A 26,265-nucleotide genomic window follows, 5' to 3' on the forward strand; every position below is an offset into this window, starting at 1 on the left:
TCTCGATCAACGTGGGGACCCGGCGACCACTGGGCCGCGGAATGGAGCCGTGGTGGCTGCCGGGAGGCCGAACACCTGTTCTCGTGCCACGGCCAGTGCCGAGTGCAGTGCGCCGCTGCGCACTGGTTTCCCGGTCACCAAGGCCAGCTGGATCGGTGTTCGCGGCACCACCAGTTGCCGCAGTTCCGCGGCAACGAGGTCGTTCAGCGTGGTTCCGCCTGCCTGCGCGATGTCGCCGGACAGGAGGATGAGTTCCGGGTCGAGCACCGCGACGACGCTAGCCACGCCCGTGGCGATGCGCCTGGCGAGATCGACCATGAACTCACGGCCCGCCGGACCCGCGGCCAGCGCCTTGCGCACGGCACCGTGGCCGTTGCGCGCGGCGAGCCCGTGGGCGCGTGCGAGCTTGCAGATCGACGTGCTGCTGAGCAGTTCACCGAACGTGCCGCCGGAGCGGTCCGTGTCGGTGTCGGCCGCCGCGCGGTCCGGGATCATCAGGCCGTCGATCTCGCCCGCGCCACCGGAAGCGCCGCGCAGCAGCGATCCGTTGACGACGACGGCGGCACCGACGAGATCCGCGGGCCAGATGACGACGAAGTCGCTCACCTTGGTGGCCCGTCCGGCGACCATCTCCTCCAGCGCGACGAGGTTGACGTCGTTCTCGACGCTCACCGAAGTCGCGAGCTGCTCCCGCAACTGGCCGGGCATGTCGAAATTGCTCCAGCCGGGCAGGTGTGGTGCGTAGGCGAGCTCACCGTTCGCGGGGTTCACCGCTCCCGGACAGCCCACCACGACGTGCAGCAACTGGTCGGCGCTCAGGCCTGCTTGTTCGCAGGCCTTGCCGACCGCGCTCACAAACGCCTCCAGCACGCCGTACTTCGCGGGCATCGGTGCCTTGTGCTCGGTGAGCACGGCACCGGAGATGTCCGCGATCGCGATGTCGACCGTCTCGGGGGTGAGATCGACAGCGGCGATGTGTGCAAGCGCCCCGTTGACCGACCACAGCTGGGCACGCGGCCCACGGCCACCGCCCCGCAGTCCGTTGCGGACCACGGAGTCGCCGGCTTCCAGCCGCGTGAGCAACTGTGCGGTCGCCGGTTTGGAAAGGCCGATCAGACCTTCCAACTCCGACCTGGTCAGCGGCCCGTTGCGCAGCAAAGCCTCGATGGCTGCGCGGTCGTTGATCTCCCGCAACAGTCGTGGGCTTCCGGCACGCATTAGGTCCGCTCCTGTCTGTTAACTTTCCAGACGATTTCCGCAGACGGTAGTGACCGGCTTCACCGGGGTCAATCCCCGATATAGGTCCGTTACCTGAGTTAGGTTCGCCTAAGGCACCCTGGAACCATGACCGACGTGCGCCAGGAGTCGCTCGCATCACTGCTAGGAGGCCGAGGCGGCGCCCTCGACGCCTCCCTGCCGCCGTTGGCGTTCGTCGCGGGCTGGCTGCTGTTCGGGCACTCGATCGGCGCGGGCGCGATCGCCGCCGTGCTGTGCGGCGTGGTGATCGGCATCGTGCGCTTCGTGCGCGGCGAGAAACCCCGCGCGGTGATCCTGTCCGTGCTGCTCGTGGTAGCGGCCGCTTTGGTGGCGCTCTACACCGGGCGCGTCGAGGACTTCTTCCTCATCCAGTTGCTGTCCAACGTCGCCTCGGCCCTGGCGTGGGCGGGTTCGATCGCGGTGCGCTGGCCGTTGCTCGGCGTGGTGGTGGGGACGCTGCTCGGGCAGAAGACCCGGTGGCGTCGCGATCCTGCCCTTTTGCGCGCTTACTCGGTCGCGTCGTGGGCCTGGGTCGGGCAGTACGTGCTGCGGGTGGCGGTCTTCACGCCGTTGTGGCTGGACGCCCAGGTCTACTGGCTGGCGACGCTGCGGATCGCGTTGTCATGGCCGCTGCAGATCGCCTGCATCCTGGTGTCGGGGTGGTTGCTGAAGCGGGCGCTACCAGCAGACCACCCCGGATTCCGGCACCCTCAGACGACGGACTTGAGGAAGGCCGACCAGGCCGCCGGCGAGACGGGGATGTGAGCGCTCGGCGCCTTGCTGTCCCGGATGCCGACTCCACGGCCTACCTCGACGCAGTTGTCGCTGCTGGCGCTGTAGCTGCTCTTCCGCCAGGTGGTCATCAGAGACCCTCCAAGATGTTGTCGATCACCGCCCTTGATTCTTCCTCAGCCAGGGCGACGGCTGCGAGGGCCGTCAGGATGTCCTCGTACACCTTGACGGTGTCCGCGTCGTCGAAGAACAGGCAGGAATTGATGCTGTCGATGTAGACGACGGACGGGTACCTCGGGAACTTCATCACCCTGAAGTCGCCGCATATGCCTGCGTGCATTCCGGCAGCGCGAGGAATGATCCGCAGGCTGATGTACTTCCGCACGGACATCCTGAGCAGGTGAGCCAACTGCTCGCGCCACACCTCGGTTTCGCCGGCTGGTAGCAACAAGGCCTGCTCGTGCACGAAGAACGTGAACTTCTTGCCCGGCTCCAGGATGTTCGCTCGTGCGGCCCTTGCGGCGGCGACCTTGGGCACATCCTCCGCCTTGATCACCGTCGAGTGCTCGGCGACGACGTAAGCGTATTCGTGTGTTTGCAGCAGGCCGGGGACGACGATCATCGACCAGCAGATGATCTCTTCCGCGTCCCGTTCCTGGTCGATCAGCGTGCGGACCTGGTCCGGCAGGCCGTCTTCCGGCATCTGGAGCCAGGCCTTGCCCGATTCGCGGAACAGAGCGAGGAGGTACTCGCGTTCCTCGACCGTGGCCTGGCAGTAGGCGAGCACGATCTGGACCTCGACCTCGGACACGCCGCCCTTGCCGAGGGTCATGTCCGAGAGTTTGGCTTCCTGCCAGCCGATGCGTTCGGCCAGCTGTCGGTGGGTGAGCCCGGTACGAGCGATGACGGCGCGCACACCGGCACCGAACTCCCGTCCCGCCACGCTGGAGGATCTTTTGGGCATGTCGAAAAGCTAGGCCTGGCAAGTCATTTCGTGCCATTGTTTCCGGCCAAATGTGCCTGAAGGTAGGACGCATGGAGCGGCTCCATGTTTCGGATGATCTTGCCGCTCGACGTTCTGGGCAGGGTTTCCATGACGTGGATTCGGGCTGGGAGCTTGAACTCTGCGAGCCTTTCCGTGCACCACTCCGACAGCGCCTGCGCGGTGAGTGTGTTGCTGCGGGTGCCCACATAGGCACGGATTTCCGTCCGCCCCACCGCGACGACCTCGGTCACCTGTGGGTGTCCACGTAGGACGTGTTCGACCTCGGTCAGGTCGACCTTGTTGCCGCGCACCACGACCAGCGAGTCGGCACGGCCGAGCAGGCGCAGTTCGCCGTCGGCGGTGAACTCGCCGCGGTCGCCGGTGCGGAACCAGCCGCCGGAGAAGCGTGCCGGGTCGTTCTCGGCCAGGTAAGGCGTTTCCTGCAAGGCCACTTCCACCAGGCCGTCGCGCACTCGTGCTGTGATGCCTTGCATCGGCCTGCCGACGGACGGGCGGACCGTGCCGGAAACCGCGATGGTCAGCGCGCCGGTTTCGGTGGTGCCGAAGCATTCGCCGACCGGGAAGCCATACGCGGCAAGAAATCTGTCGGCCACGTCCTGCGGCATCATCTCGCCGCCGGCGAACGCGCCGCGGACCGTGCGCAACGTGTCGCGGTCGGGTGAGGAGGCCAGCAGGTCGAAGTGGAACGGCAGGCCGGTGACGAAGTCGACCTCATGAGTTCGTGCAGAGTCGAGAATGTCTTCTGCGGTCGGCCTTGCGGCGAACACGAGGTGCACGCCTGCCGCGAGAGAGTGCAGCAGGCCACCGATCAGGCCGAAGCTGTGCGCGGGGGAGTTGAGCAGCAGCAGGCGTTCGCCGCGTCGCACCATGCCGTCGGAGGCGGAGAAGCGGTCCACCTCGTCGATGAGCGACGACGTGCTGCGGCCGATGACCTTCGAGCGGCCGGTCGAGCCGGAGCTGAACTGGACGAGTCGGTGCGGAGAAGCAGCGGGGAGGCCGTCGACCCGTTCGGCCACGAGTCCGTACCGCTCCTGGAAATCCTGACCGGGAGTGCCGCCGGGGTGCACGAGGAACTCCGGGCGCGTCAGCTCGTGCAGGACGTGGGCCTCGGCCGGGCGCAGGCGGTGGTCGATCGAGATCACCTGCGCGCCGATGCTCCACAACGCGAGCACGGCTTCCAGCTGGCTGAAGCTCGGCGGCACCTGAACGGCTACCGTGCTGCCGTCACCGATTCCGACGGCGGCGAAACGAAGAGCGTGAGCGGTGACGTCGGCGCGCAGTAGGCCGTGCGTGACTGTGTTGCGATGACTGAAGATCGGCACCTCGTCGCCGTGGCGGTGCAACAGGTCGGTGATGAACGCACGCACTTCATGACTCCTTGCAGAACTCGCCGATGGGAAGGCCGACGTGCCGTTGTTCGGAAGCGATGTAGCCGAGCAGTTCGTCGCCGGGCTGGAGTTCGGTCACGTTGCGGACCTTGCCGCCGGGCGCGAGGACGCGGACGTGCCAGTCGTCCTGCACCATCAGGTCGACCACGACGTTCTCCGGCGAGCGCGCGGTGATGGTGAGCATCGGGCGTGACTCGAGCTTGGCCCTGCCGACGGTGAGTTCGCGGGTGCGGCCGTCGGCGTCGACGGCGAGGACCTTGCTGCCGGAACGCAGTTCGGACAGGTAGTTGGTGCGGTTCGCCGGACCCAGCACGTACGAGTGCAGCGCGCCCGCGTTGACCCGGAACGGCCGCGTCGGCATGTACGGCAACGGATGCGTCTCGCTGCAGCAGAGGATGAAGCCCGACGAGAACGAGCCGACGAGGATGCCCTCGTCCTCCCGGAAGTGCGAGGCGGTGTCGACGCAGACTCGGTCGCCGAGGCCGTTGTGGGCCAACGCTTCCACGGTGAGCGTGGTCAGGGTCAGCGGCGGGGACGTCACTTCCAGCAGCCGCGCCAGTTTGAACACGTCGGTCGCGTCGCGCGGGGCCAAGAGCACGCCGTCCGAGCCGTGTTCGAGGACCTCCAGGACGATCGCGGCCTCGACGAGGTCGGCGACGACGGTGATCAGCTTGCCGGGTGCGCCGTCGGCGGCCGCGATCACGATCTCCAGCGGGATCTTCGTCGGGTCGGTGAACGCGACGACGGTGTGGTCGAGCCGTTCCGCCGCGGCACAGGCGAGTTTGAGCGTGCGGTCGTCGCTGACCGTCACGAACGCGGAACCCGAGGGCAGCCGGTCCAGCTGGTCCTGGTCGTGCACCGCCACGGTGACGAGGTGCGGGCTCTCGACCTGGTTCTCGGTGAGCAGCACGCGGGTGATCGTGGGCGGCAGGTCGTCGAGCAGCGACGGGTCGTCCGTGACGACTCCGATCCGGCTGTGCACGGCCGCGTCGATCACGGCGGTCCAGTGCGCTTCCGGGACGGTCCTGAGGTCGATCCAGGCGAACTTCACCTGAACTCCAATCGGGGGAAGGCTGGTGGTTTATGGCCAGGAGGAGCTGATCGCGCCTTGTGCTGCCCGCGCGGCGGGGCGTCAGTCGGGACGCTTCTGCTGGTCGATGTATTCCTTGATGAGTGACAAGGGCGCGCCTGCGCACGACCCGGCGAAGAAGGAGGGCGACCAGAAGTGCTGCGCCCACAGGTATCGGCGGATGTGCGCGGGGAATTCCTGCCGCAGGCGTCGGGAGGAGACGCCTTTGAGACTGTTGACCAGTGTGGACAGGGCCAGACTGGGCGGGTAGTGCACGTGGTCGGTCTCGCCGTTGAACTCGCGCAGCTGCGCGCCCAGGCCGGCGCACACGTCCCGCATGATCTCCTTGCAGCGGCGCAGGATCTGACCGGTGAACGCGCCACGCCGGTACTGCGTCCCCCGCGTACGTCGGGGTCGGGTTCCCATCGCGGTGACATAGACAACGTTATGGTGATCAACGTGAAGCAGGTTGTGCAGGTGCGGTTGCTGCCGACGCCGGAGCAGGCGTCGGCGCTGGGCGATACCCTGCGCGTCTGCAACACGGCAGCTTCCTGGCTGTCCGCGCGGATGCACACCGACCAGGTGTTCCGGAAGTTCGACGTGCATAAACGCTTCTACGCCGAATTGCGGGAACGGTTCGGGCTGGCCGCGCAGCCGGCGATCCGGGTGATCGGCAAGACAGTGGACGCCTACACGACCCTGCGGGCCAACCTCAGGGCAGGCAACTACGGGCCGCCTGGGTCGGACCGGCGCAGAAAGGCCGAGGACACCCCGATCAGGTTCCGCCCGCTTGCAGGGCAGCCGTTCGACGCCCGCTGCCTGTCCTGGCAGCTCGGTGACGCTGGCCGCGACGGGACGGTGTCGATCTGGACGGTCGCCGGTCGGCTCCGCACCGTGCGGATCGTCGCAAACCCCCGGCATCTGGCCCTGCTGCGCTCCCGGTCGGCGATCGGGGAAACCGATCTGCTGCACCGGGACGGGGTGTGGCTGCTGCACGCCGTCGTCGACAGTCCCGAGGCCGCCCGGCGGGAACCGGCGAACGGGTTCCTCGGGGTCGACCTGGGCATCGTCAACATCGCGACCACCTCTGACGGTGACCGGTTCTGCGGGTCGCGTCTGAACCGCTACCGCAAGCGTCAACTGCGGCTGCGGAAGCGGTTGCAGGCCAAGAAGACATCCTCCGCGAGACGGCTGCTCAAGAAACGCCGCCGCAAGGAGGCCCGGTTCGCGGCCGACGTGAACCACCGGATCAGTAAGAACATCGTGGCCGAGGCTGAACGCACCGGACGCGGGATCGCTGTCGAGGAACTGACGGGAATCCGCGCGCGGGTACGGCTTCGCAAGCCCCAACGGGCCACGCTGCACTCCTGGGCGTTCGCCCAGCTCGGTCAGTTCCTGACCTACAAGGCCCAGCAGGCTGGTGTGGTGGTGGTGCAGGTCGATCCGGCCTACACCTCGCAGACCTGCCACGCCTGCGGGTACGTCGACAAACGCAACCGCCGCAGTCAGGCGGTATTCCATTGTGGCCGGTGTGACTTCGTTGGGCATGCCGACCACAACGCAGCGCTCAACATCGCGGCATGTGGTGTCGTGTGCTGGGGCGAAGTCATGCGCCCAGACGCAGCGCCCATCCTGGCAGCCAGCTAGGACGGCAGCAGCAAGCCTGAAAACCGCCGCTCGCGGCGATTGGCAAACTCGTTCCTTCAGAGACGAGTTCATGATGACCGGTTCTCCATGGTGGCGGTCAGGGCGTGGATGAGACTTGCGTCGGTGGGCGCGTGCACGATCGACGCCAGCTCCGCGACCAGGTGCATCGGCGTCGGCGAGGTGAAGACCCGCCGTCCGACGGCGAGGCCGGCGCAGCCCGCGTCCATGGCCACTCGGGCATGTCCGGCGATGCTGTGCGCGGAGGCGGGACCACCTGCCACGACCACGGGGATCGGGCAGCTGGCGACCACGTCCGCCATGTCCTCGGCCGGGTGCGCGAGGGTGGTCTTGACGATGTCCGCGCCGAGGTCCGCCGCGATGTTGACGACGTGCGCCAGCAGAGCCGGGTCCTTAGGGTCGCCGATGCGGGGGCCGCGGGCGTAGGCCATCGCGACCAGCGGGACGTTCCACGAGTCGCACGCGGCCGCGACCGTGCCGAGGTCGGTGAGCTGGCGGGACTCCGTGTCGGAGCCGATGTTGACGTGCACGCTCACCGCGTCGGCACCGAGCCGCAACGCTTCGTCGACCTCGCCGACGAGTACCTTGGCGTTGGCGTCCGCCATATGCGAGGTGCCCGCGCTCAGATGGACGATCAGCGCGCATCCGCCCAGCACAGCGGGTTCGATGGTGCGCACGCGTCCTTTGTGGACGATGATGGCGTCGGCGCCGCCCAGCACCACGGCGTGGATCAGGTCCTGCCACCGGTCCCGCGGCACCACCGGACCGTCCGAAACGCTGTGGTCCAACGGCACGAAGAGGTACCTGTCGTCGTGCGGACGGGAAAGGCGTCGCAGCCGCAACGCTTTCCTCATGGCGCTCACACCCCCTGCGATCGTTTGGTGTCAGCAGCAGAGTGGTGCAGTCCGCGCGCGCAGCGGCAGGTGTGAGGTGCCGATAATTCGCGAGTTATCGGCCTGACAGAGCAACCGCCCTTGCAACGGCGACGGAGCGTCATCCGGTGCCACCCGCGTGGCCGTGTTCGTTGGTGGGCAACTGTCCTAGGCTTCCTCAGTGCGAATGGAGCTGAGGCATCTGCACGTGGTGCTGACCGTGGCGCGGGCGGGCAGCATCAGCCGGGCCGCCTCCCAGATGAAGATCGCCCAGGCCGGGCTGACCGCTCAGGTGCGCAGGATCGAGGCGAGTCTCGGCGGGCCGTTGTTCCTGCGCCGCACCGACGGCGTCGAGCTGACCGAGCTGGGCCGCCACGTCGTGCTGCGGGCCCAGGACCTGGTCGAACGGTTCGACGACCTGCTCGTCACCTCGCGCAGGCTGGCCGAACGCGGCGACTCCGGCATCCGGCTCGGTGGTGTGGCGGGCTCGCCGACCGCGCTGCTGGTCGGGGTGGTCAGGGAGATGCTGCCGAGCCTGCCGCAGACCACGCACATCGAACGCGGCGGTGACGTCGTGCTGGAACTCGTGCGCACCGGCGACCTCGACCTGGCCCTGGTGGTGGAGTTCCCGCGCAGCCCGTTGCGCTTCCCGGAAGCAGTCGGCCTGCGCGGCGTCGTCACGGAACGCATGCTGATCGGCGTCCCCGTGGGCCATCGGCTGTCCGGCCGCAGCGAGGTGCTGCTGTCCGAACTCGCCGGCGAGGAGTGGGTCGTGCCGGACGAGAACCACGGCGGGCGGCTGAACCTCGACCTGGCCTGCGAGGCCGTCGGGTTCACGCCGAGGTGCGCGCACTTCGGCGTCGATCCGGTCGTCGCGGCCGACCTGGTGCGGTCGACCGGTGCCGTGGCGGGGTTCTTCCCCGGTCACGACCTGCCGGGCGTGCTGCTCAAACCGATCATCGGCAACCCGCTGCACCGGCGGATCACGCTGGTGTGGAACACCGACGCCGCCGAACACGTGGACGACGTGCACGCCGGCCTGCTGCGCGCGTACCACGAGCGGACGCCGCACTCGGGCCGGCTGCTGGCGTCATAGGTCAGCGTTTCTTCGGCGCAAGCCTCGATGTCGACGACATCTGCGGCCTGTTCGGCTGACCACTTGTAGTACGTGATGTAGTACCATGGCTTCATGGAGCAGATTCCAATCCGCACGTTGAACCAGAACACGGCTGGTGTGCTGGAACTCGTCGAGCGTGGCGAGACGGTCGAGATCACCAACCGAGGCAAGCCGATCGCGCGCATCGTGCCGGTGGTCGAGGGTGAACTCGACGACCTGATTGCCGCGGGCGTGGTGACGCCGCCGACCATCGCGGGTCCCATCCCGATGCCGCGCGCCAAGGCGGAGCCGGGAGCGGATGCGGGGGAACTGGTCTCGACCATGCGTGACGAGGAACGCTGGTGATCTATCTCGACACGGCGGCGGTCGTGAAACTGGTGCGCGAGGAGAAGGAGACCGAGGCGCTGGTCGAGTGGCTGAACGACGCCGCGGACCAGTCCCTCGTGTCGTCCGCGTTGATCGAGGTGGAGTTGCCTCGTGCTCTTCGGCGTAGTTCGCCTGGTGTGCTGGGCGCTGTCGCAGGTGTGCTCGCCCGGCTCCACCGGGTGGACATCAACGCTGCCGTTCGCGCCACGGCGGCTGCTTATGCCGATCCACAGCTGCGATCGTTGGACGCCATCCATCTCGCCACGGCCGATCTGCTTGTCGCGTCGGACAAGAAGATCACCGCGTTCGTGACCTACGACAAACGCCTGGCGGCAGCTGCCATCGGTCTTGGACTCCCGGTGACCGCTCCCGGGGAATGACGGCGCGGTCAGCTGGGCCTCGGCGCGTCCGGCCCCAGCACGTCGACCGCCGCCAGCCAGGCCGCTCCCGCCGCACCCTCCGTCGTCATGATCACCGCAGCGTTGCAGCGGGTGAGCAGTTCCTGCTTCAGGTGCGTGCCGACCGGGGTCTTGATCAGGCTGCCGACCAGCACGATCGGGGAGGTGTCGGACGGCTCGCGGACGGCCGTGGCCGTGTCGGCGAGCAGGCGGGCGGCGGACGCCACGATCGTCAGCGCCTCGGGATCGCCGTGGTGGTAGGCAGAACTCACCAACGGAGCGAACTGGGCGAGTTCGATGGGCGCCGCCGCGTTGACGGCGGTGATCAGCTGGCCCCGGTTGCGAGCGCCCGCCGCGGTCAGGACGGCGGTGGCCAGGCCTTCCAGCGGTGCGTCCAGGTCGAGCAGTTTCACCGTGGCGCGGACGGCTTCGCGGCCCAGCCAGAACGCCGAGCCGTCGTCGCCGATCAGCCAGCCGTAGCCGCCGGACTGGCCGACCATGCGATGGCCCGAGATGCGGCCCGCGATGGAACCGGTGCCCGCCACCAGAACCGTGCCGTCCGCTGACGAGGTGCCGGTGGCGAAGGCGGCCTCGCAGTCGGTGATCACGCGCATCGGGCAGTGCAGGCCCGCGCGTTCCCAGGCTCCTTGGAAGAGGTCCAGGACCGCGGGGTCGGTCATGCGGGAGGCGCCCGCCATGCCGAGGACACCGGAGCGGACCTTGCGGGAGTCGAGACCGTCCAACGCCTCCGCCAGCGCCTCGCCGATGTGGGCGGCGGCCACGGCAGGTGGGTGCGAGTTCGGGTTCGCGCCGCCCGCCAGGCCCTGACCCAGGCGGGCGCCGTCGAGTCCGAGCACCAGGGCCCTGGTGGACGTGCCGCCAGCGTCGAGTCCCACGACCAGATCCATAACGGTCGAGTATGCCGAGAGACGGTCGGCTGAGGGACACCCAACCGGGTGTCACCTGACGAAAGCCCGGTTACCGCTTGCGTTGTGGTGGAAGAACACCAACGATCCAGAAGGAACTCGATCACCCGGACGTACCACTGTGGACAGTGAGGGAACGATCAGGCTGTAGTCGAACGTGGCCGCGGGGGCGACGTCGACCACGTCGTCGGTGTCGGCGGGCGCCGTGTAACGGGTCCGCACGCCGGCGGTGTAGGTCACCGGGCCGGACGGCAGAGCCGACCGCGCGACCGGCAGCACCACGACGTCGCTGTCGAACAGGTTCGTGTCGGACGAGCCGTCGAGGCCGTTCAGCGGCTGCTCGTCCACGACGTCCTCGGTGCCGGCCACCACCGTCCGGGCGAGCCAGATGTCGGCCGTCACCTCGCCGTCGGGGTTCGTCGGCTTCTCGGCGGTGGTCACGAAGTCCTTGCCGCCCACCGAGAACCGCACCGCGGGCTTGATGTTGCTGCCGATGTTCGCCCAGGTGCTCCAGGTGGCGACGCCGAACGCCAGCAGGTCGGAGGTGGCCGTCGCGCCCACGAACCGCAGGTCGCCGCCACGCGCGGTGCGGTTCACGGCGCAGTCGTCCTGGACGCCGGGGCCGCAGTCGGGCAGGCGGCCGGAGCTCGCGCCGAGCTGGAGCACGGTCATCCGCGACTGGTAGCCGGGCTGGTCGAGGCCGCGCCCGGCGACGCGGTCACCGGCCACGGTCAGGCGCGACACCGGCTTCGGCGCCGCGTAGACCGGCACCCGCAGCGATCGGTCGCCCGTGAACGTCACCAGGCCGGACGCCTCCGCCAGGAACTGGCGGCCCTCGTCGAGCGAGACCGTGGGGTCGGGCGTCTTGCGCAGTGCGCGGGTGTCGGAGATCCGCAGTTGCACGGACACCGAGGCCGAACCGCCCGGCCGCAGCACGAGGTAGGGCACGGTGACCCGGAAGGACACGCCGGGCACGCTGGTGATCGGCTCGTAGCCGGCGTGCAGCCGGACGGTCCGGGAGCCCTTGTTGACCACTTCGAGAGTGCGGCTGGTCAGCACCGGACCGTCCACCTCGACCGTGCCGAACGACGCGTCGCCCAGCACCAGCACGTCCGACGACAGCGCGGCGAGCCCGTCCACCCGGCCCGCGCCGACCCGCATCGGCGCCTCGCGCACACCCGACGAATCCCTGATCACGCCGGAGGCGGTGTTCATCAGCGCCGCCTTGATCTCGGCGACCGTCCACTCCGGATGAACCTCGCGCAGTAGTGCGGCGATGCCCGCCACGTGCGGTGATGCCATCGACGTGCCGCCCAGCGACACGCCGTCCGAGGCCGTCCCGGAGGCGGCGGAGAAGATCGTGTCGCCCGGCGCGGCCACCGCGATCGACGAACGCGAGCGCGACGACGACGGCGTGATCGTGTCCGCGATGGACGGCTCGACGGAGGGCACCGCGACCTTCAACGCCGAGGTCAGGTGCGCGGTCAGCGTCCCGGCCTCCAGCGCCGGGCGCAGCGCGGACGACGCCGCCGCCGTCAGTTGGAACGCCGGAATGTGGGCATTTCCGGCGATTCCGGCCGCGAACACCGGCAACGTCGTCGGCAGCAGCACCCCGGCCGCCCCGGCCTTCCACGCGTTGTCGGTGCGGGCACCCGAACCGCAGGCACGGGTGGCGTCGCTGTCGTCCCACTCCAGCCAGACGATCTTCCCGGCCAGCGGCTCCGAGATCGGCTGGCAGCCATCCATATTGGACGAAAGCCGCACAACGGGCAGGGTGAGGTCGAAGGACTCCTTGAAGTTCTGGCTGTACTGGCCGGCCCACCGCTGACCGGCGACCTCCAGCCCGTCCAGCATCGAGAACGAGTCGCGGCTGTTCGCGACGGAGATCGCCTCGGGGGTGTTGCCCGGCGAACCGGACACGTCGTAGAAGTCACCGCCGTTGCCGGCCGCCGCGACCACCACCACGCCGTGCTCGACGAGCTTGCGCACGAACAGCGCGTCCGGGTCGTCCGGAGCACCGAAGTCGCTGCCCAGCGACAGGTTCACCACGTCGAGCCTGTCGGAGAAATCACCGTCGCCGTTGGGGTCGAGCGCCCAGTCCAGCGCCTGCGCGGTGAGGTTCGTGCCGCCCTTGCAGCCGAACACCTTCAACGCGTAGAGCTGCGCTTTCGGGGCCGTACCCGGTCCGATCCGCATCGCGTCCAGGTCGATCGAGGAGTACGAACCGCGGTAGGTCGTGCCGTCGGTGTTGACCCCGTAGCCGGCCGCGGTGCCGGCGACGTGTGTGCCGTGACCGTCGCAGTCCACCGGGTCGGCGTCCGGCTCCGGCAGGGACTCGGACGTGCCGGTGTAGGCGTCGCCCGCGAAGTCGTACCCGCCGACGACCTTGGCGTTCGGGAAGGTTCCGCCGCCGAAGTCCGCGTGCCGGTAGTCGATGCCGGTGTCGATCACGCCGATCCGCACGCCGTCGCCGAGCCTGCCGAGTGACTTCCACACGTCGGACGTCCGGGTGAGGCGGACGGCGTGTGCGTTCGAGAGCTTCTTGGGGACCATCCGGTGGACCGCCCGCACCTCGGGCATGCGCGCCAGCGCCGCGAGGCGCGCCCTGTCCGCCGACAGCACGACGCCGGGCACCGCGTTGGTCGTTCGGGCGACTTCCCGGCCGCCGGACCGGGAGACGACCCGCGACACGTGCTCCGACGTCCGGTCCCGGGCTGAACGCGCCTGCGCAACGGTGCGTGATTCGACCGCTGCGGTCGAGGTCAGCTCGACGAAAACGGTTACAGTGTCGACTGGGCCGACCGGCGCCAGTAGTGCGCCCGTCAGGAGTGCCGCGGTCACCAGATTCATGATCAACTCCTCTTATTCATCGGACGACTTCGCGCTCAGCCCTAGACGCAGGCGGTATCGCGGGGCTATACATCCGATGTATTTCGTAGGGTGTGAGCAGAGGAGGAACGGCCGTGCAGTTCTTGCGTCTGGGGCCGGTCGGTGACGAACGTCCTGCAGTCAGGACCAACGACGGGACCACATACGACCTCCTGCCGATCACTCCGGACATCGACGGGGCGTTCCTCGCGAACGACGGCGTCAACCGCGTGCGTGCCGCGCTCGAAAGCGGTGAGCTCGAAGCCCTGAGCACGGAGGGCGTGCGCGTCGGGTCACCGCTCGCGCATCCGGGCAAGGTCATCTGCATCGGCCTCAACTACCGCGACCACGCGGAGGAGACCGGCGCGGCCATCCCGGGCGAGCCCGTGATGTTCCTCAAGACGCCCGACACGATCGTGGGCCCGTACGACGAGGTGCTCGTCCCGCGCCGGTCCGTGAAGACCGACTGGGAGGTCGAGCTCGGCGTCGTCATCGGGCGCACCGCCCGTTACCTCGAGTCCGAAGAGGACGCTCTGAGCTGCATCGGCGCGTACGTGCTCTCGCACGACGTCTCCGAGCGCGAGTTCCAGATCGAGCGCGGCGGGACGTGGGACAAGGGCAAGAACTGCGAGACGTTCAACCCGCTCGGCCCCTTCCTCGTGCCCGCCGACGAGATCGCCGACCCGCAGAGCCTGGACATGCGGCTCTGGGTGAACGGCGAGATCAAGCAGAACTCGTCCACCAAAAACATGATCTTCCCGGTGGCGGAGATCGTGCGCTACCTCAGCCAGTTCCTTGTCCTTCGTCCGGGTGACGTCATCAACACGGGTACACCCGCTGGTGTCGCGCTCGGCCAGCCGGAGCCGAAGCCGTACCTGCGCGCCGGTGACGTGGTCGAGCTGGAGATCGAGGGCCTCGGCAGGCAGCGTCAGATCCTCGGGCAGGCCTGAGGCCATGCCGAAGATCACCGCACTGGACGTCCTCGACATCCGGTTCCCGACCTCGCGCGAGCTCGACGGCTCCGACGCGATGAACCCGGACCCGGACTACAGCGCCGCGTACGTGGTGCTGCGGACCGACGAGGGCCCCGAGGGGCACGGGCTCGCGTTCACCATCGGCCGTGGCAACGACGTGCAGGCCGCCGGCATCAAGGCGCTCGCACCGCACGTCGTCGGCAAGGACGTGCCGGAGAACGCGAAGGCGCTGGCCGAGCTGTACTTCGAGCTGATCGGCGACTCGCAGATCCGCTGGCTCGGCCCCGAGAAGGGCGTCGCGCACATGGCGATCGGCGCCGTCGTCAACGCGGCCTGGGACCTCGCCGCCCGCCGCGCCGGGTTGCCGGTCTGGCGGTTCCTCGCCCGGATGTCGCCCGAGGAGATCGTCAGCCTCGTCGACTTCCGGTACCTGAGCGACGCCCTGACGCCCGACGAGGCCCTGCAGATCCTGCGCAAGGTCGAGCACGGCAAGGCCGAACGTACGGAAACCATTGCCCGCGACGGATATCCGGCCTACACGACGTCACCGGGCTGGCTCGGCTACTCCGACGAGAAGCTCGCTGGCCTCGCCCGCCAGGCCCTCGCCGACGGCTTCGACATGATCAAGCTCAAGGTCGGCGGCAGCCTCGACGACGACGTCCGCCGGATGAAGCTCGCCCGCGAGGTCGTCGGCGACGACACCCGCGTGGCGGTCGACGCGAACCAGCGCTGGGACGTCGACACGGCCGTGCGCTGGATGCGCGAGCTGGCGCCGTACAACCCGTACTGGATCGAGGAGCCCACCTCCCCGGACGACGTGCTGGCGCACCGCGCGATCGGGGACGCGCTGTCGCCGATCCGGATCGCCACCGGCGAGCACGTGCAGAACCGCGTGATCTTCAAGCAGCTGCTGCAGGCCGGCGCGATCGACGTGCTGCAGCTCGACGCCTGCCGGGTCGCGGGCGTCAACGAGAACATCGCGATCCTGCTGCTGGCCAGGAAGTTCGACGTCCCGGTGTGCCCGCACGCCGGCGGTGTCGGCCTGTGTGAACTCGTCAGGCACCTGTCGTTCTTCGACTACGTCGCGATCTCCGGTGAGGTCGGCGAGCGCGTGATCGAGTGGGTCGACCACCTGCACGAGCACTTCCTGGACCCGGCCGTCGTCGAGAACGGCCGCTACCTGGCACCCGCCGCGCCGGGGTTCTCCGCGCAGCTCAAGGACGAGACGCTGGCCGACTACGCCTACCCCGACGGTCCTGTGTGGACGGCACTGGAGGCTGAGAATGACTGACTTCGAAGGACTCGTCGCCGTCGTCACGGGCGGCGCGTCCGGCATCGGCCTGGCCACGGCCGAACTGCTGAGCAGCAGGGGAGCCACGGTCGTCGCGCTCGACCTCATCCCGGAGGTCGCGGACCCGCTCGTCGGCATTCGCGCGGACGTGTCCGACGACGAGAGCATCAAGGCCGCCATCACCGAGGTCGTCGCCCGGTTCGGACGGCTCGACGTCGTGGTGAACAACGCCGGCATCGGCGCGCAGGGCGACGTCACGGCCAACGACGACGCGCAGTGGGCGAAGGTGCTCGACGTCAACGTGCTGGGCATGGTCCGCGTCTCGCGGGCCGCGCTGCCGCACCTGCGGAACTCGCCGTCCGCGGCGATCGTCAACACCTGCTCCATCGCTGCCTGGGCCGGGCTCCCGCAGCGCGCTCTCTACTCGGCCAGCAAGGGCGCGGTGTACTCGCTGACGCTCGCGATGGCCGCCGACCACGTGCGCGAAGGCATTCGCGTCAACGCGGTCGCCCCCGGCACGGCGGACACCCCGTGGGTGAGCCGTCTGCTCGACTCGGCGCCGGACCCGGCAGCCGAACGAGCCGCGCTGGAGGCACGCCAGCCGCACGGCCGGCTCGTCTCCGCCGATGAGGTCGCGGGAGCCATCGCCTACCTGGCGAGCCCGCTTTCGGGTTCCACCGCCGGCACGATCCTCGCGGTCGACGGTGGCATGTACGGCCTGCGCTTGCGTCCCAAGCAGTCATGAAAGGCAATTCAACGATGAAGCGTCGCAACCTCACCGCCGCGGTGTGCCTCGCGCTCGCCGGTGCACTGACACTGTCCGCGTGCGGCGGTGGTGCCGCCGGTACCGGCGCCAGTGGCATCGGCCCGATCGGCGCCGACCACCCGCGGGCCGACTCCGACTTCTGGAACTCCTACATCAAGTACTTCCCGGACAAGGCCAAGGAACTCGGGATCAACCTGCTGAACCCGACCAACTCGCAGAACAAGGTCGAGAACCTGGTCGCCAACGCGCAGTCGCTGCAGTCGCTGGGCGCCAAGGCGATCGTGATGGCCCCGCAGGACACCGGCGCGATCGCGTCCACTTTGGACCGGCTCGACAAGGCCGGCATCCCGGTCGTCACCGTCGACACCCGTCCGGACAAGGGCAAGACCTACATGGTCGTGCGCGCGGACAACAAGGCGTACGGCGAGAAGGCCTGCAAGTTCCTCGGCGACAAGCTGGGCGGCAAGGGCAAGGTCATCGAGTTCCAGGGCGCGTTGTCGTCGGTCAACGGCCGCGACCGCTCCGAGGCGTTCGCCGCCTGCATGAAGCAGAACTACCCCGGCATCACGGTGTTCGAGGAGCCGACCGACTGGGACGGCGCCAAGGCGTCCGCGGCTCTGCAGACCAGGCTGAACCAGCACCCGGACATCAACGGCATCTACATGCAGGCCGGTGGTGTGTTCCTCGCGCCGACGCTGCAGGTGTTGAAGCAGAAGAACCTGCTGGTCCCGCCGAGCGACCCCAAGCACGTCTTCATCGTCTCCAACGACGGCATCCCGTCGGAGCTCGAAGCCATCCGCAAGGGCGAGATCGACGCGACCGTGTCGCAGCCGGCCGACCTCTACGCGCAGTGGGCGCTCTTCTACGCGAAGGCCGCTGTCGAGGGCAAGACGTTCCAGCCCGGCCCGACCGACCACGACTCCACCATCGTCGACGTGGGCGGCGGCCGTCTTGAGGACCAGCTGCCCGCGCCGCTGATCACCAAGGAGAACGTGGACGACAAGGCGTTCTGGGGCAACCAGATCTGATGACCGAGTACGCAGCCGTCGCGCGGGGCGTGACGAAGACGTTCGGGCGCACGCTCGCGTTGGACGACGTGAGCATCGAGATCCGGGCTGGCGAGTCGCACGCGCTCGTCGGTCGCAACGGCGCGGGCAAGTCGACGCTGGTCTCGATCCTGACCGGCATGCAGACGCCGGACGCGGGCGAGGTCAGCTTCTTCGGCGAACCCGCGCCGCCCGTCGCCGACAGTTCGGCCTGGCGCCGGCACGTCGCCTGCGTCTACCAGAAGTCGACGGTCGTGCCGGAACTTTCGGTCGCCGAGAACCTGTTCATCAACCGGCAGGACCTCGGCGGCGGCCTGATCAGCTGGAAGAAGTTGCGTCTTCAGGCCTCGGAGCTGCTGGAGACCTACGACGTGGCGGTGAACCCCGAGTCGTTGGTGTCCACGCTGACCGTCGAGCAGCGGCAGCTGGTCGAGATCGCGCGGGCGTTGTCGATCGGCTCGCGCTTCGTGATCCTCGACGAACCGACCGCGCAGCTCGACGGCCCGGCGATCGAGCGGCTGTTCGACCGGATGAGGTCGTTGCAGGACAAGGGAGTGACGTTCCTGTTCATCTCCCACCACCTGCAGGAGGTCTACGAGGTCTGCCAGACGGTGACGGTCTACCGCGACGCGCGGCACATCGTCACCGCTCCGGTGGCCGAGATGTCGAAGCCCGACCTGATCGAGGCGATGACCGGTGAGGCCGGTGGGCTGAACGTGCCCAGCGGCGACGACAGGCCTTCTTCCCCCGAGGAAGTGCTGACCGTGTCGGCGTTGAGCGGGGACCACTTCTCGGACATCTCACTGTCCGCGAGGAAAGGCGAGGTCATCGGGCTCGCGGGCAGCGCGTCGTCCGGCAAGCACGAGTTCGCGGAGACGGTTTACGGGCTGCGCAAACCGTCTGCCGGCACGATCTCGGTGAACGGTTCGGTGGTGCGTGGAGGCGATGTTCCGGCCGCTTTGAAAGCCGGAATCGGCTGTGTGCCACGGGACCGGCACCACCAGGGGCTCGTGCTGGACCTGTCGATCGCGGAGAACGCGACGATGAGCACCGCCGGTGCGTTCGTGTGGCCGTCGGCGCAGCGGTCGGCCGGCAGCACGGCGATCGCGTCATACGACGTCAAGGCCGCCGGTCCGGACCAGCCGGTCTCGGACCTGTCCGGCGGCAACCAGCAGAAGGTCGTGATGGCGCGGGCTCTGGCCGGCGATCCGTCCGTGCTGGTGCTGATCAACCCGACCGCGGGTGTCGACGTGAAGTCCAAGGAGTCGCTGCTCGGGGTCGTCGACGCGCAGGCGCGCCGGGGCAAGGCCGCGATCGTCGTCTCCGACGAGCTCGACGACCTGCGGGTCTGCGACCGTGTTCTGGTGCTGTTCCACGGCCAGGTCGTGCGGGAGTTCGCACGCGGCTGGCGCGATCAGGAACTCATCTCTGCGATTGAAGGATTTGCCGAAGAAATGGACACAGCGGAATGACCAAGGCCATGAGTCCGCCGGTCGCGGCACCCGCGCCGGAGAAGCAGAAGCTCCGGCTGGCGCGGTACCAGGACCTCGCGCTGGTCCCGGTGATCATCCTGCTGCTGATCATCGGGGCGATCCTCTCGCCGATCTTCCTCACGCCCAACAACCTGATCGCCGTGCTGACCCAGCAGAGCGAGCTGTCGTTGCTGGTGCTGGGCCAGGCGATGATCCTGATCGTCGGCAAGATGGACCTGTCGCTGGAGTCGACGGTCGGTCTCGCGCCCGCGCTGGCGGTCGCGTTGATCATCCCGTCCTCGGCCGGTGGGCTGGACGTCGGCTTCGCGGCGTGGCTGGCGTTGCCGCTGTGTCTGCTGATCGGCGTCGCGATCGGTGGCCTGAACGGGTTCCTGATCCTCAAGGTCGGGCTGTCCGGGTTCATGGTGACGCTGGGCATGCTGACGTTGCTGCGCGGTCTGCAGCTCGCGATCACCGAGGGCAAGTCGCTGATCGACGTGCCGGAGTCGTTCCTGTACCTGGGTTCCACGACGTGGCTCGGGCTGCCGGCGGCGGTGTGGATCTGCGTCGTCTGTTACGCGGCGGGGATCTTCGTGCTGAAGTACCTGCGCGCAGGCCGTTCGCTGTACGCGATCGGCGGCAACTCGGAGGCGGCGCGGGCCGCCGGCATCCGGGTCGACCGCGTGGTGTGGACCGTGCTGATCATCGGTTCGGTGCTGGCCGTGATCGCGGGCATCCTGATGACCGGACGGCTCGGTTCCGTTGCCGCCACACAGGGCGAGGGCATGATCTTCCAGGTCTTCGCGGCCGCGGTGATCGGCGGAATCTCGCTGCAGGGCGGCAAGGGCACGCTGTTCGGCGCGTTGTCCGGCGTGCTGATGCTGGGGCTGGTGGAGCAGATCCTGCGGTTGCAGGGTGTTTCCGGCTTCTACATCAAGGCCTCGTATGGTGCGGTGATCATCCTGGCGCTGATCGTGACGCGATTCGCCACCGGGCAGAAACAGGAGTGAGCGTTGGAGACCGTTGCGTTGCACACCCGGCTTCGCGAGGGACGCGAGGCCGACTACGACCGCATCCACGCGACGATTCCCTCGGAACTGGACGAGGCGCTGCGCGCGGCCGGTGTCTCGTCGTGGCGGATCTGGCGTTCTGGGCGCGAGCTGTTCCACCTCGTCGAGGTGGATGACTTCCACGCGATGCGCGCCTATCTGGCCGAGCACCCGGCCAACGTTCCGTGGCAGGCTCGGATGGCCGAACTGCTGGAGGTCGAGGACGACTACTCCGGCGCCGAACCCGCTGTGCGACTCGTGTGGGAGCTGCCGTGAAGGTCGCTGTTTCTCGTCTTGGCTTCGGTGCCGCGCCGATCGGCAACCTGTACCGGGAGACGCCCGAGGCCGAGGCTGTCGGTGCGGTGGAGGCCGCATGGGCCGCCGGGGTCCGGTACTTCGACACGGCGCCGCACTACGGGCTCGGGTTGTCGGAGCGCCGGCTCGGTGCGGCGCTGGCAGGGAAACCGCGCGACGAGTACGTGATCTCCACGAAGATCGGGCGGGTGCTGGAGCCGTTCGACGGCACCGGGTTCGATGACGAGGGCTTCGCGGTGCCGCGGACGTTCCGGCGGATTCGGGACTACTCGGCCGACGGCGTGAAGCGGTCACTCGAGTCCTCCTTGGAGCGTCTCGGGACCGACCGGGTGGAGATCGTCTACATCCACGATCCCGACGACTACTGGGATGTGGCTTTCGGTGAGGCCTATCCGGCTCTTGAGGAGCTGCGGTCGCAGGGTGTCGTGGGCGCGATCGGCGTCGGGATGAACCAGTGGGAGATGCCGGAGCGGTTCGTCCGCGAGACCGACATCGACGTGGTGATGCTGGCCGGGCGGTACACGTTGCTGGAACAGCCCGCGTTGCCGTCGTTCCTGCCTGCCTGCGTCGAGCGCGGTGTTTCGGTGGTGGCGTGCGGGGTGTTCAACTCCGGACTGTTGTCGAAGCCCGTCGTGGCCGCCGATGCGAAGTACGACTACGAAGAGGCTCCTGCCGCCCTGGTGGCGCGGGCTCGGGCCATCGCTTCGGTCTGCGAGCGGCACGGGGTGACGTTGCCCGAGGTGGCCATCCAGTTCGCGCTCGGGCATCCCGCGGTGGTGTCGGTCGTGATCGGCTCGCGCAACGCCTCACAGATGACCTCGAACGCTCAGTACTTCTCGGCTTCGATACCCGCCGGGCTGTGGGAGGAGCTGAAGTCGTTGGGACTGCTGGATGCGGAGGTTCCGACGCCGTGATCGTCGACGCTCACCACCACCTGTGGGACCTGTCCGTCCGGGACCAGGGCTGGATCACCGATCCGCCGATGGGCGTGATCCGGCGGTCGTTCCTGGAGCCGGACTTCGTCGCCGCCGCACCCGAGGTCGCCACATCCGTGCTGGTGCAGACGGTGTGCGTGCCGGAGGAGACGCCGGAGTTCCTTGCGGTGGCGGCTTCTTCGGACGTCGTCGGCGCGGTGGTGGGCTGGACCGACCTGACCTCGGCTGCCGTCGGCGACTCGTTGGCCGCGTTGGTGGATGGTCCTGATGGCTCGTGGCTGCGCGGGATCCGGCACCAGGTGCAGGGAGAGCCGGACCCGGAGTGGTTGTGCCGCAAGGACGTCTGGAACGGGCTGGCAGCCGTGGGCGCTCATGGGTTGGTCTACGAACTGCTGACGTTGCCGCACCAGATGCCGGCCGCGCGCCGGACCGTGGCGGCGTTGCCGCAGGTCGAGTTCGTGGTGGACCACTGCTCGAAGCCCGCGATCGGTTCGGATCCGGGGGAGTGGGCCGAGCTGATCCGGTCGCTGGCGGCGCACGAGAACGTGACGTGCAAGCTGTCCGGCCTGGTCACCGAGGCCGACTGGAAGTCGTGGGACGTGGCGACGCTCCGGCCGTACTTCGAGGTCGTGCTGGACGCGTTCGGGCCTGAGCGGCTGATGTTCGGCTCGGACTGGCCCGTGTGCCTGCTGGCGGCCACCTACGAGGAGTGGCTTGGCGCGGCTCGGGAGTTGGTCGCCGAGCTGTCGCCCGACGAGCAGGCCGCGATCTTCGCGGGCACTGCTCGCCGGGTCTATGCACTCTAGAAAAGCGCCTTCAGCTCGTTGATCAGCTCGGGAGTCGCCCCGGCGAGCGGTTCGCGGACCGGGCCCGCCGGCAGGCCGAGCAGGGTGAGCGCGGCCTTGACGGCGACGGCGCCGGGTTCGCGGGTCATGATCGCGGTGATCACCGGCAGCAACGCCTGGTGGCGGCGCAGGGCTTCCTTGTTGTCGCCCTCGTCGTAGGCGTCGAGCATCGCCTTGATCTCGTTGCCGACGACGTGGCCGACGGTGCTGACCGTGCCGACGCCGCCGATCGAGTACAGCGGCAGGATCAGCTCGTCGTTGCCGGAGTAGAAGTCGAGGCCGGTCTCGGCGATCACGCGCGCGGTAGCGAGCAGGTCGGCCTTGCAGTCCTTCACGCCGGCGATCCGCGGGTGTTCGGCGAGCCGGAGCAGCGTCTCGGTGTCGATCGCCGTGCCGGTGCGGCCGGGGATGTCGTAGAGCAGCGCCGGGAGCCCGGAGGCGTTCGCCACCTGCCTGAAGTGGTTCTCGACGCCTTCCTGCGTGGGCTTGCTGTAGTACGGCGTGACGACGAGCAGGCCGTCGGCGCCGTTCTCCTCGGCTTGGCGGGAGAGCTCGATGGTGTGGCGCGTGGAGTTGGTGCCGACGCCCGCGAGGATCTGCGTGCGGTCGCCGACGGCCTCCTGCACGGCCCTGATGATCTGCGCCTTCTCGGCGTCCGTGGTGGTGGGCGCCTCGCCGGTCGTGCCGTTGACGACCAGCCCGTCCACGCCACCCTTGTCGACGAGGTGCGCCGCCAGCTCCTGCGCACCCTTGAGGTCCAGGTCACCGTCGGGGGTGAACGGGGTGACCATCGCTACCAGCACTCGTCCGAACATGACTCCAGCGTGACTCCAGTCTTCGCAAAGTTCCAGTTAGAAGTTCTGCCCGGAACGTTAAGCTGAGCTTTGTGTTGGATGTGCGAAGGCTCCGATTGCTCCACGCCCTGTCGGTCCACGGCACGGTCACCGCCGCCGCGGAGGCCCTGCACGTGACCTCTCCGGCCGTGTCCCAGCAGCTGGCCGCGCTGGAACGGGAGGCCGGCGTCGCCCTGGTCGAACGGGAGGGGCGCCGGCTCGTGCTCACCCGCGCCGGGCACGTGCTGGCGGCGCACACGCAGCTGGTTCTCGACCAGCTGGCCGCGGCGGAGGCGGACCTGGCGTCGCTGCGCACGTCCGTGTCCGGCGCCGTGCGCGTCGGAGCGTTCGTGTCGGTCGCAGCCTTGCTGCCGCGCGTGATCCAGGTACTGCGGTCGGCGCACGGGTCCGATGTGGACCTGTTCGTGCACGAGATGGAACCCGAGGCGTCACTGCCCGCGTTGCGGCGCGGGGACATCGACATCGCGGTGATCCACTCGTACAACATCATGCCGCGCTCGCTGCCCGAGTCCTGCGAGTCGTTCGAGCTGTTCGTGGAACCGGTCAACGTGGCGCTGCCGTTGAGCGATCCGTTGGTGCAGCAGGATTCGGTGGACCTGTCCGTGCTGGCCGACCGGCCGTGGATCATGCCGCGCACCGACGCGTCGTGCCACGAGCTGACCCAGCGGGCGTGCGGTGCCGCCGGGTTCGTGCCGCGGGCGCAGGCCTACTGCGACGACTTCGGGGTGATGTGCGGGCTGGTCGAGGCCGGGCTGGGGGTCGCCCTGGTGCCGTCCGTGGCCCGGCGGCCCGGGGTGGCGTTGCGGCCGTTGAAGCAGCAGGTGTTCCGGACGGTCTCGGCCGTGGTGCGGAACCGGGCGGACGGGCAGCCTGCGGTGCGCGTGGTGCTGGAGCAGCTACGCCAGGTCTGACAGCCACTGCTCGACGCCTGCCACGTGCACCGTGGACCAGCTGCGCGCGAGTTCCGGCTGGTGTGCGGCCAGCGCGTCGACGATGGCACGGTGCTCGGCCACCGTGCGGTCCACGGCGTTCGACTGGGTGATGCCGCGCCAGATGCGGACGCGAACGGTCGGGCCTGCCAGCGTGTCGAGGAGCTGGGCCAGGTAGGCGTTGCCCGAGCACTGAGCGATGGCGCGGTGGAAGTCGAGGTCGTGTTCGACCAGTTCCTCCACGGACTTCGCGCCTTCGGCGGCGTCGCAGAGGGCGCGGAGCTTGATGATCTCTTCCGGATCGACGCGCTGGGCGGCCATGGCGGCCGCCGCGGGCTCGAGAATCCGGCGTACCTGGAGGACTTCCAGCACCGAATCTTCGCCGCGGTGCAGATCGAGCACGAAGGAAAGCGCGCCGAGCAGGTCGTCCGCGCGAAGTGACGAGACGTACGTGCCGTCGCCCTGGCGGACGTCCAACACCCGGACGAGTGACAGTGCCTTCACGGCCTCGCGCAGCGAGTTGCGCGACAGACCGAGACGTTCTGCCAGGTCAGCCTCCCGCGGGAGGCGGTCGCCGGGCTTGAGTTCGCCCGAAACGATCATCTCCTTGACGCGCAGGATCGCATCGTCAGTGACTGCCACGGCACCCTCAACTCGTCGTAGACCTCGGATGTCTGAGGGCCAGTATGCGCCACGGGTGGTCATCTTCGTGGCATCCCGGTCTTTTTGGACCTGATTCACCAGGTGTTATGTAAGATGGTTATCTCTTAACGACGCGTGACGCGGACCTCTGTTGTGGCCATAATGGTCTGGACCATTCAAGGAGGGATCTTGGACGCCGTTGTCGCAGCACCGCGCGCATTGCTCGGTCGCACGATCGTCGGTCCTGCCTCGGTGCGGATCAGGGACGGCCGCATCGTCGAGGTGACCACCGGTGAAGCACCACCCGGCGCGGAGGTCCTGTCCGACGGCCTGCTGACACCGGGCCTGGTCGACGTGCAGGTGAACGGCGCCGTCGGCGTCGACTTCGCCGAGGTGGACGCCGCCGGAATGCGTGCCGTGGCCGAAGCTCTGCCGTCCACCGGTGTGACCCGGTTCTTGCCCACGTTGATCACCGCACCGGTCGACGTGGTCCTGAGGCAGGCGCGGGCGGTTCTGGCCGCATCCGCCGCTCTGCCGGACGGAGTTGGTGCCCGCCCTCTCGGCGTGCACCTCGAAGGCCCCTTCCTGTCGCCCAAAAGGGCAGGGGTGCACGACCCGTCGTTCATGGTCGAGCCTGGTCCGGACCAGATCTCGGCCCTGCTCGACGACGAGCTGATCCGCCGCGCCCTGCGGATGGTGACGATGGCTCCCGAACAGCCCGGTGGCCTGGAGGCGGTACGCCGTCTCGTCGAGGCCGGCGTGCTCGTCGCGGTGGGCCACTCCGACGCCACGGGTGAGCAGACCCGCGCCGCCGCCGATGCGGGTGCCCGCATGGTGACGCATCTGTTCAACGCCCAGCGTCCGCTGGGGCATCGCGAGCCCGGGGTTCCCGGGGTGGCGCTGGTGGACGAGCGCTTCACGCTCGGGCTCATCGCGGACCTGGCCCACGTGGGCCCGGACGTGTGCCGCCTCGTGTTCAACGCCGCCGGGGCACGAGTCGCGCTGGTGACGGATGCCGTTGCCGCCGCGGGGATGCCGCCGGGGCGCTACCACCTCGGAGGGGCGGACGTGCTGCTCACCGAGGAAGGGGTGCCCCGGTCGCCGGAGGGCACGATCGCGGGTTCCGCGCTCACGCTCGACCGCGCGGTGAGGAACATCGTGTCCGTGGGTGTTCCGGTGGCCGACGCGCTGGCATCGGCGACGATCGTGCCCGCCGAGGTCATCGGTGAGTCCGGTCTCGGCCGGCTCGCGCCGGGGGCCGTCGCGGACCTGGTGTGGTGGGACGACGACCTGCGGCCCAAGAAGGTCTGGGTCGACGGACGGGTCGTGTTCGACGCCGAGGTGCCCGTGGCACCGGTCGTGGCCGGGTACGCCACCGCAGGACAGTAGGCACAGTCGGCGAAAGGCCCGCTCGGTGACAACCGGGCGGGCCTTTCGCTGGCCGAGGAAAGAGCCCGCCTGGGGGGACCAGGCGGGCTCTCGT

27 protein-coding genes are annotated in these 26,265 nt (G+C 68.7%); 16 read left to right on the forward strand and 11 right to left on the reverse strand.

Annotated elements, in window-relative coordinates:
* Positions 1-6 precede the first annotated feature (6 nt).
* Complete coding sequence (locus IG04_RS0132485) at positions 7-1,218, reverse strand: ROK family protein (protein WP_030480560.1); 1,212 nt, start codon at positions 1,216-1,218, stop codon at positions 7-9.
* A 126-nt stretch (positions 1,219-1,344) separates the two neighbouring features.
* Here IG04_RS0132485 and IG04_RS0132490 point away from each other — a divergent pair, with 126 nt between their 5' ends.
* Positions 1,345-2,022, forward strand: a complete 678-nt coding sequence (locus tag IG04_RS0132490; protein WP_051771128.1) for a DUF3159 domain-containing protein — start codon at positions 1,345-1,347, stop codon at positions 2,020-2,022.
* Here the strand turns inward: IG04_RS0132490 and IG04_RS45730 are convergent.
* The 5 genes from IG04_RS45730 to tnpA form a co-directional block, all read right to left on the reverse strand.
* Positions 1,968-2,120 (reverse strand): DUF397 domain-containing protein, encoded by a 153-nt coding sequence (locus IG04_RS45730; RefSeq protein WP_084402101.1) that lies wholly within the window; start codon positions 2,118-2,120, stop codon positions 1,968-1,970. The genes IG04_RS0132490 and IG04_RS45730 overlap by 55 nt on opposite strands.
* On the reverse strand, positions 2,120-2,953 hold the full coding sequence (locus IG04_RS0132495) for a helix-turn-helix domain-containing protein (protein ID WP_144065656.1): 834 nt from the start codon (positions 2,951-2,953) through the stop codon (positions 2,120-2,122). Before IG04_RS0132495 ends, IG04_RS45730 begins: the two co-directional genes overlap by 1 nt.
* Positions 2,954-2,976: 23 nt before the next feature.
* Positions 2,977-4,362 carry a class I adenylate-forming enzyme family protein gene (locus IG04_RS0132500; protein WP_063758346.1) on the reverse strand — a complete coding sequence of 462 codons (1,386 nt, stop codon included), beginning with the start codon at positions 4,360-4,362 and terminating at the stop codon, positions 2,977-2,979.
* Between the two features lies 1 nt (position 4,363).
* Complete coding sequence (locus IG04_RS0132505; protein ID WP_030480564.1) at positions 4,364-5,434, reverse strand: 3-dehydroquinate synthase II family protein; 1,071 nt, start codon at positions 5,432-5,434, stop codon at positions 4,364-4,366.
* A gap of 81 nt (positions 5,435-5,515) precedes the next feature.
* The gene (gene tnpA, locus IG04_RS0132510; RefSeq protein WP_030480565.1) at positions 5,516-5,878 is read right to left on the reverse strand and encodes an IS200/IS605 family transposase; all 363 of its coding nucleotides are present in this window, start codon (positions 5,876-5,878) and stop codon (positions 5,516-5,518) included.
* A 33-nt stretch (positions 5,879-5,911) separates the two neighbouring features.
* On the opposite strand from tnpA, the gene IG04_RS0132515 reads away from it, so the two are divergent.
* Positions 5,912-7,099 (forward strand): RNA-guided endonuclease InsQ/TnpB family protein, encoded by a 1,188-nt coding sequence (locus IG04_RS0132515; RefSeq protein WP_211257850.1) that lies wholly within the window; start codon positions 5,912-5,914, stop codon positions 7,097-7,099.
* Positions 7,100-7,167: 68 nt separating this feature from the next.
* Here IG04_RS0132515 and IG04_RS43165 read toward each other — a convergent pair whose 3' ends face one another.
* Positions 7,168-7,971, reverse strand: a complete 804-nt coding sequence (locus tag IG04_RS43165; RefSeq protein ID WP_051771132.1) for a 2-amino-3,7-dideoxy-D-threo-hept-6-ulosonate synthase — start codon at positions 7,969-7,971, stop codon at positions 7,168-7,170.
* A 205-nt stretch (positions 7,972-8,176) separates the two neighbouring features.
* Here IG04_RS43165 and IG04_RS0132525 point away from each other — a divergent pair, with 205 nt between their 5' ends.
* The 3 genes from IG04_RS0132525 to IG04_RS0132535 all read left to right on the forward strand — a co-directional run bounded on the left by IG04_RS0132525 (position 8,177) and on the right by IG04_RS0132535 (position 9,852).
* Complete coding sequence (locus IG04_RS0132525; RefSeq protein WP_030480568.1) at positions 8,177-9,085, forward strand: LysR family transcriptional regulator; 909 nt, start codon at positions 8,177-8,179, stop codon at positions 9,083-9,085.
* A gap of 93 nt (positions 9,086-9,178) precedes the next feature.
* Positions 9,179-9,451 (forward strand): type II toxin-antitoxin system Phd/YefM family antitoxin, encoded by a 273-nt coding sequence (locus IG04_RS0132530; protein ID WP_030480569.1) that lies wholly within the window; start codon positions 9,179-9,181, stop codon positions 9,449-9,451.
* Positions 9,448-9,852 (forward strand): type II toxin-antitoxin system VapC family toxin, encoded by a 405-nt coding sequence (locus IG04_RS0132535; RefSeq protein ID WP_030480570.1) that lies wholly within the window; start codon positions 9,448-9,450, stop codon positions 9,850-9,852. Before IG04_RS0132530 ends, IG04_RS0132535 begins: the two co-directional genes overlap by 4 nt.
* 8 nt (positions 9,853-9,860) lie before the next feature.
* Here IG04_RS0132535 and IG04_RS0132540 read toward each other — a convergent pair whose 3' ends face one another.
* Together IG04_RS0132540 and IG04_RS0132545 are read right to left on the reverse strand one after the other, a co-directional pair.
* Positions 9,861-10,766, reverse strand: a complete 906-nt coding sequence (locus IG04_RS0132540) for an N-acetylglucosamine kinase (protein WP_338043624.1) — start codon at positions 10,764-10,766, stop codon at positions 9,861-9,863.
* 63 nt (positions 10,767-10,829) lie between these two features.
* Positions 10,830-13,487 (reverse strand): S8 family peptidase, encoded by a 2,658-nt coding sequence (locus tag IG04_RS0132545; RefSeq protein ID WP_276326723.1) that lies wholly within the window; start codon positions 13,485-13,487, stop codon positions 10,830-10,832.
* 272 nt (positions 13,488-13,759) lie between these two features.
* Here IG04_RS0132545 and IG04_RS0132550 point away from each other — a divergent pair, with 272 nt between their 5' ends.
* Genes IG04_RS0132550 through IG04_RS0132590 form a run of 9 tightly spaced genes read left to right on the forward strand, consistent with a single transcriptional unit; the run spans position 13,760 to position 22,318 of the window.
* The gene (locus IG04_RS0132550; protein ID WP_030480573.1) at positions 13,760-14,614 is read left to right on the forward strand and encodes a fumarylacetoacetate hydrolase family protein; all 855 of its coding nucleotides are present in this window, start codon (positions 13,760-13,762) and stop codon (positions 14,612-14,614) included.
* A gap of 4 nt (positions 14,615-14,618) precedes the next feature.
* Positions 14,619-15,929 carry an enolase C-terminal domain-like protein gene (locus IG04_RS0132555; protein ID WP_030480574.1) on the forward strand — a complete coding sequence of 437 codons (1,311 nt, stop codon included), beginning with the start codon at positions 14,619-14,621 and terminating at the stop codon, positions 15,927-15,929.
* Positions 15,922-16,674 carry an SDR family NAD(P)-dependent oxidoreductase gene (locus tag IG04_RS0132560; protein ID WP_030480575.1) on the forward strand — a complete coding sequence of 251 codons (753 nt, stop codon included), beginning with the start codon at positions 15,922-15,924 and terminating at the stop codon, positions 16,672-16,674. The genes IG04_RS0132555 and IG04_RS0132560 overlap by 8 nt, the downstream gene beginning before the upstream one ends.
* Before the next feature lie 14 nt (positions 16,675-16,688).
* Positions 16,689-17,723, forward strand: coding sequence for a sugar ABC transporter substrate-binding protein (locus tag IG04_RS0132565; protein WP_030480576.1), 1,035 nt, complete (start codon positions 16,689-16,691; stop codon positions 17,721-17,723).
* The gene (locus IG04_RS0132570; RefSeq protein ID WP_030480577.1) at positions 17,723-19,213 is read left to right on the forward strand and encodes a sugar ABC transporter ATP-binding protein; all 1,491 of its coding nucleotides are present in this window, start codon (positions 17,723-17,725) and stop codon (positions 19,211-19,213) included. The genes IG04_RS0132565 and IG04_RS0132570 overlap by 1 nt, the downstream gene beginning before the upstream one ends.
* Positions 19,210-20,223 carry an ABC transporter permease gene (locus tag IG04_RS0132575; protein WP_030480578.1) on the forward strand — a complete coding sequence of 338 codons (1,014 nt, stop codon included), beginning with the start codon at positions 19,210-19,212 and terminating at the stop codon, positions 20,221-20,223. Before IG04_RS0132570 ends, IG04_RS0132575 begins: the two co-directional genes overlap by 4 nt.
* A 3-nt stretch (positions 20,224-20,226) precedes the next feature.
* A complete protein-coding gene (locus IG04_RS0132580; RefSeq protein ID WP_030480579.1) occupies positions 20,227-20,538 on the forward strand; it encodes an L-rhamnose mutarotase in 312 nt (103 codons plus the stop codon).
* Positions 20,535-21,491 (forward strand): aldo/keto reductase, encoded by a 957-nt coding sequence (locus IG04_RS0132585; RefSeq protein ID WP_211257851.1) that lies wholly within the window; start codon positions 20,535-20,537, stop codon positions 21,489-21,491. Before IG04_RS0132580 ends, IG04_RS0132585 begins: the two co-directional genes overlap by 4 nt.
* Positions 21,488-22,318 carry an amidohydrolase family protein gene (locus IG04_RS0132590; RefSeq protein ID WP_030480581.1) on the forward strand — a complete coding sequence of 277 codons (831 nt, stop codon included), beginning with the start codon at positions 21,488-21,490 and terminating at the stop codon, positions 22,316-22,318. Before IG04_RS0132585 ends, IG04_RS0132590 begins: the two co-directional genes overlap by 4 nt.
* Here IG04_RS0132590 and dapA read toward each other — a convergent pair.
* Positions 22,315-23,172, reverse strand: coding sequence for a 4-hydroxy-tetrahydrodipicolinate synthase (gene dapA, locus IG04_RS0132595; protein ID WP_030480582.1), 858 nt, complete (start codon positions 23,170-23,172; stop codon positions 22,315-22,317). The genes IG04_RS0132590 and dapA overlap by 4 nt on opposite strands.
* A 71-nt stretch (positions 23,173-23,243) precedes the next feature.
* Between dapA and IG04_RS0132600 the strand changes: the two genes are divergently transcribed.
* Positions 23,244-24,122: a LysR family transcriptional regulator gene (locus tag IG04_RS0132600; RefSeq protein WP_030480583.1), complete on the forward strand. Its 879-nt coding sequence runs from the start codon at positions 23,244-23,246 to the stop codon at positions 24,120-24,122.
* Here IG04_RS0132600 and IG04_RS0132605 read toward each other — a convergent pair.
* On the reverse strand, positions 24,108-24,782 hold the full coding sequence (locus IG04_RS0132605) for a FadR/GntR family transcriptional regulator (protein WP_030480584.1): 675 nt from the start codon (positions 24,780-24,782) through the stop codon (positions 24,108-24,110). The genes IG04_RS0132600 and IG04_RS0132605 overlap by 15 nt on opposite strands.
* A 189-nt stretch (positions 24,783-24,971) precedes the next feature.
* Here IG04_RS0132605 and nagA point away from each other — a divergent pair, with 189 nt between their 5' ends.
* A complete protein-coding gene (nagA, locus tag IG04_RS0132610; protein WP_051771138.1) occupies positions 24,972-26,171 on the forward strand; it encodes an N-acetylglucosamine-6-phosphate deacetylase in 1,200 nt (399 codons plus the stop codon).
* Positions 26,172-26,265: the final 94 nt, after the last annotated feature.

The organism is Lentzea albidocapillata (assembly GCF_000719115.1).
GTDB classification, from domain to species: Bacteria; Actinomycetota; Actinomycetes; order Mycobacteriales; family Pseudonocardiaceae; genus Lentzea; species Lentzea albidocapillata.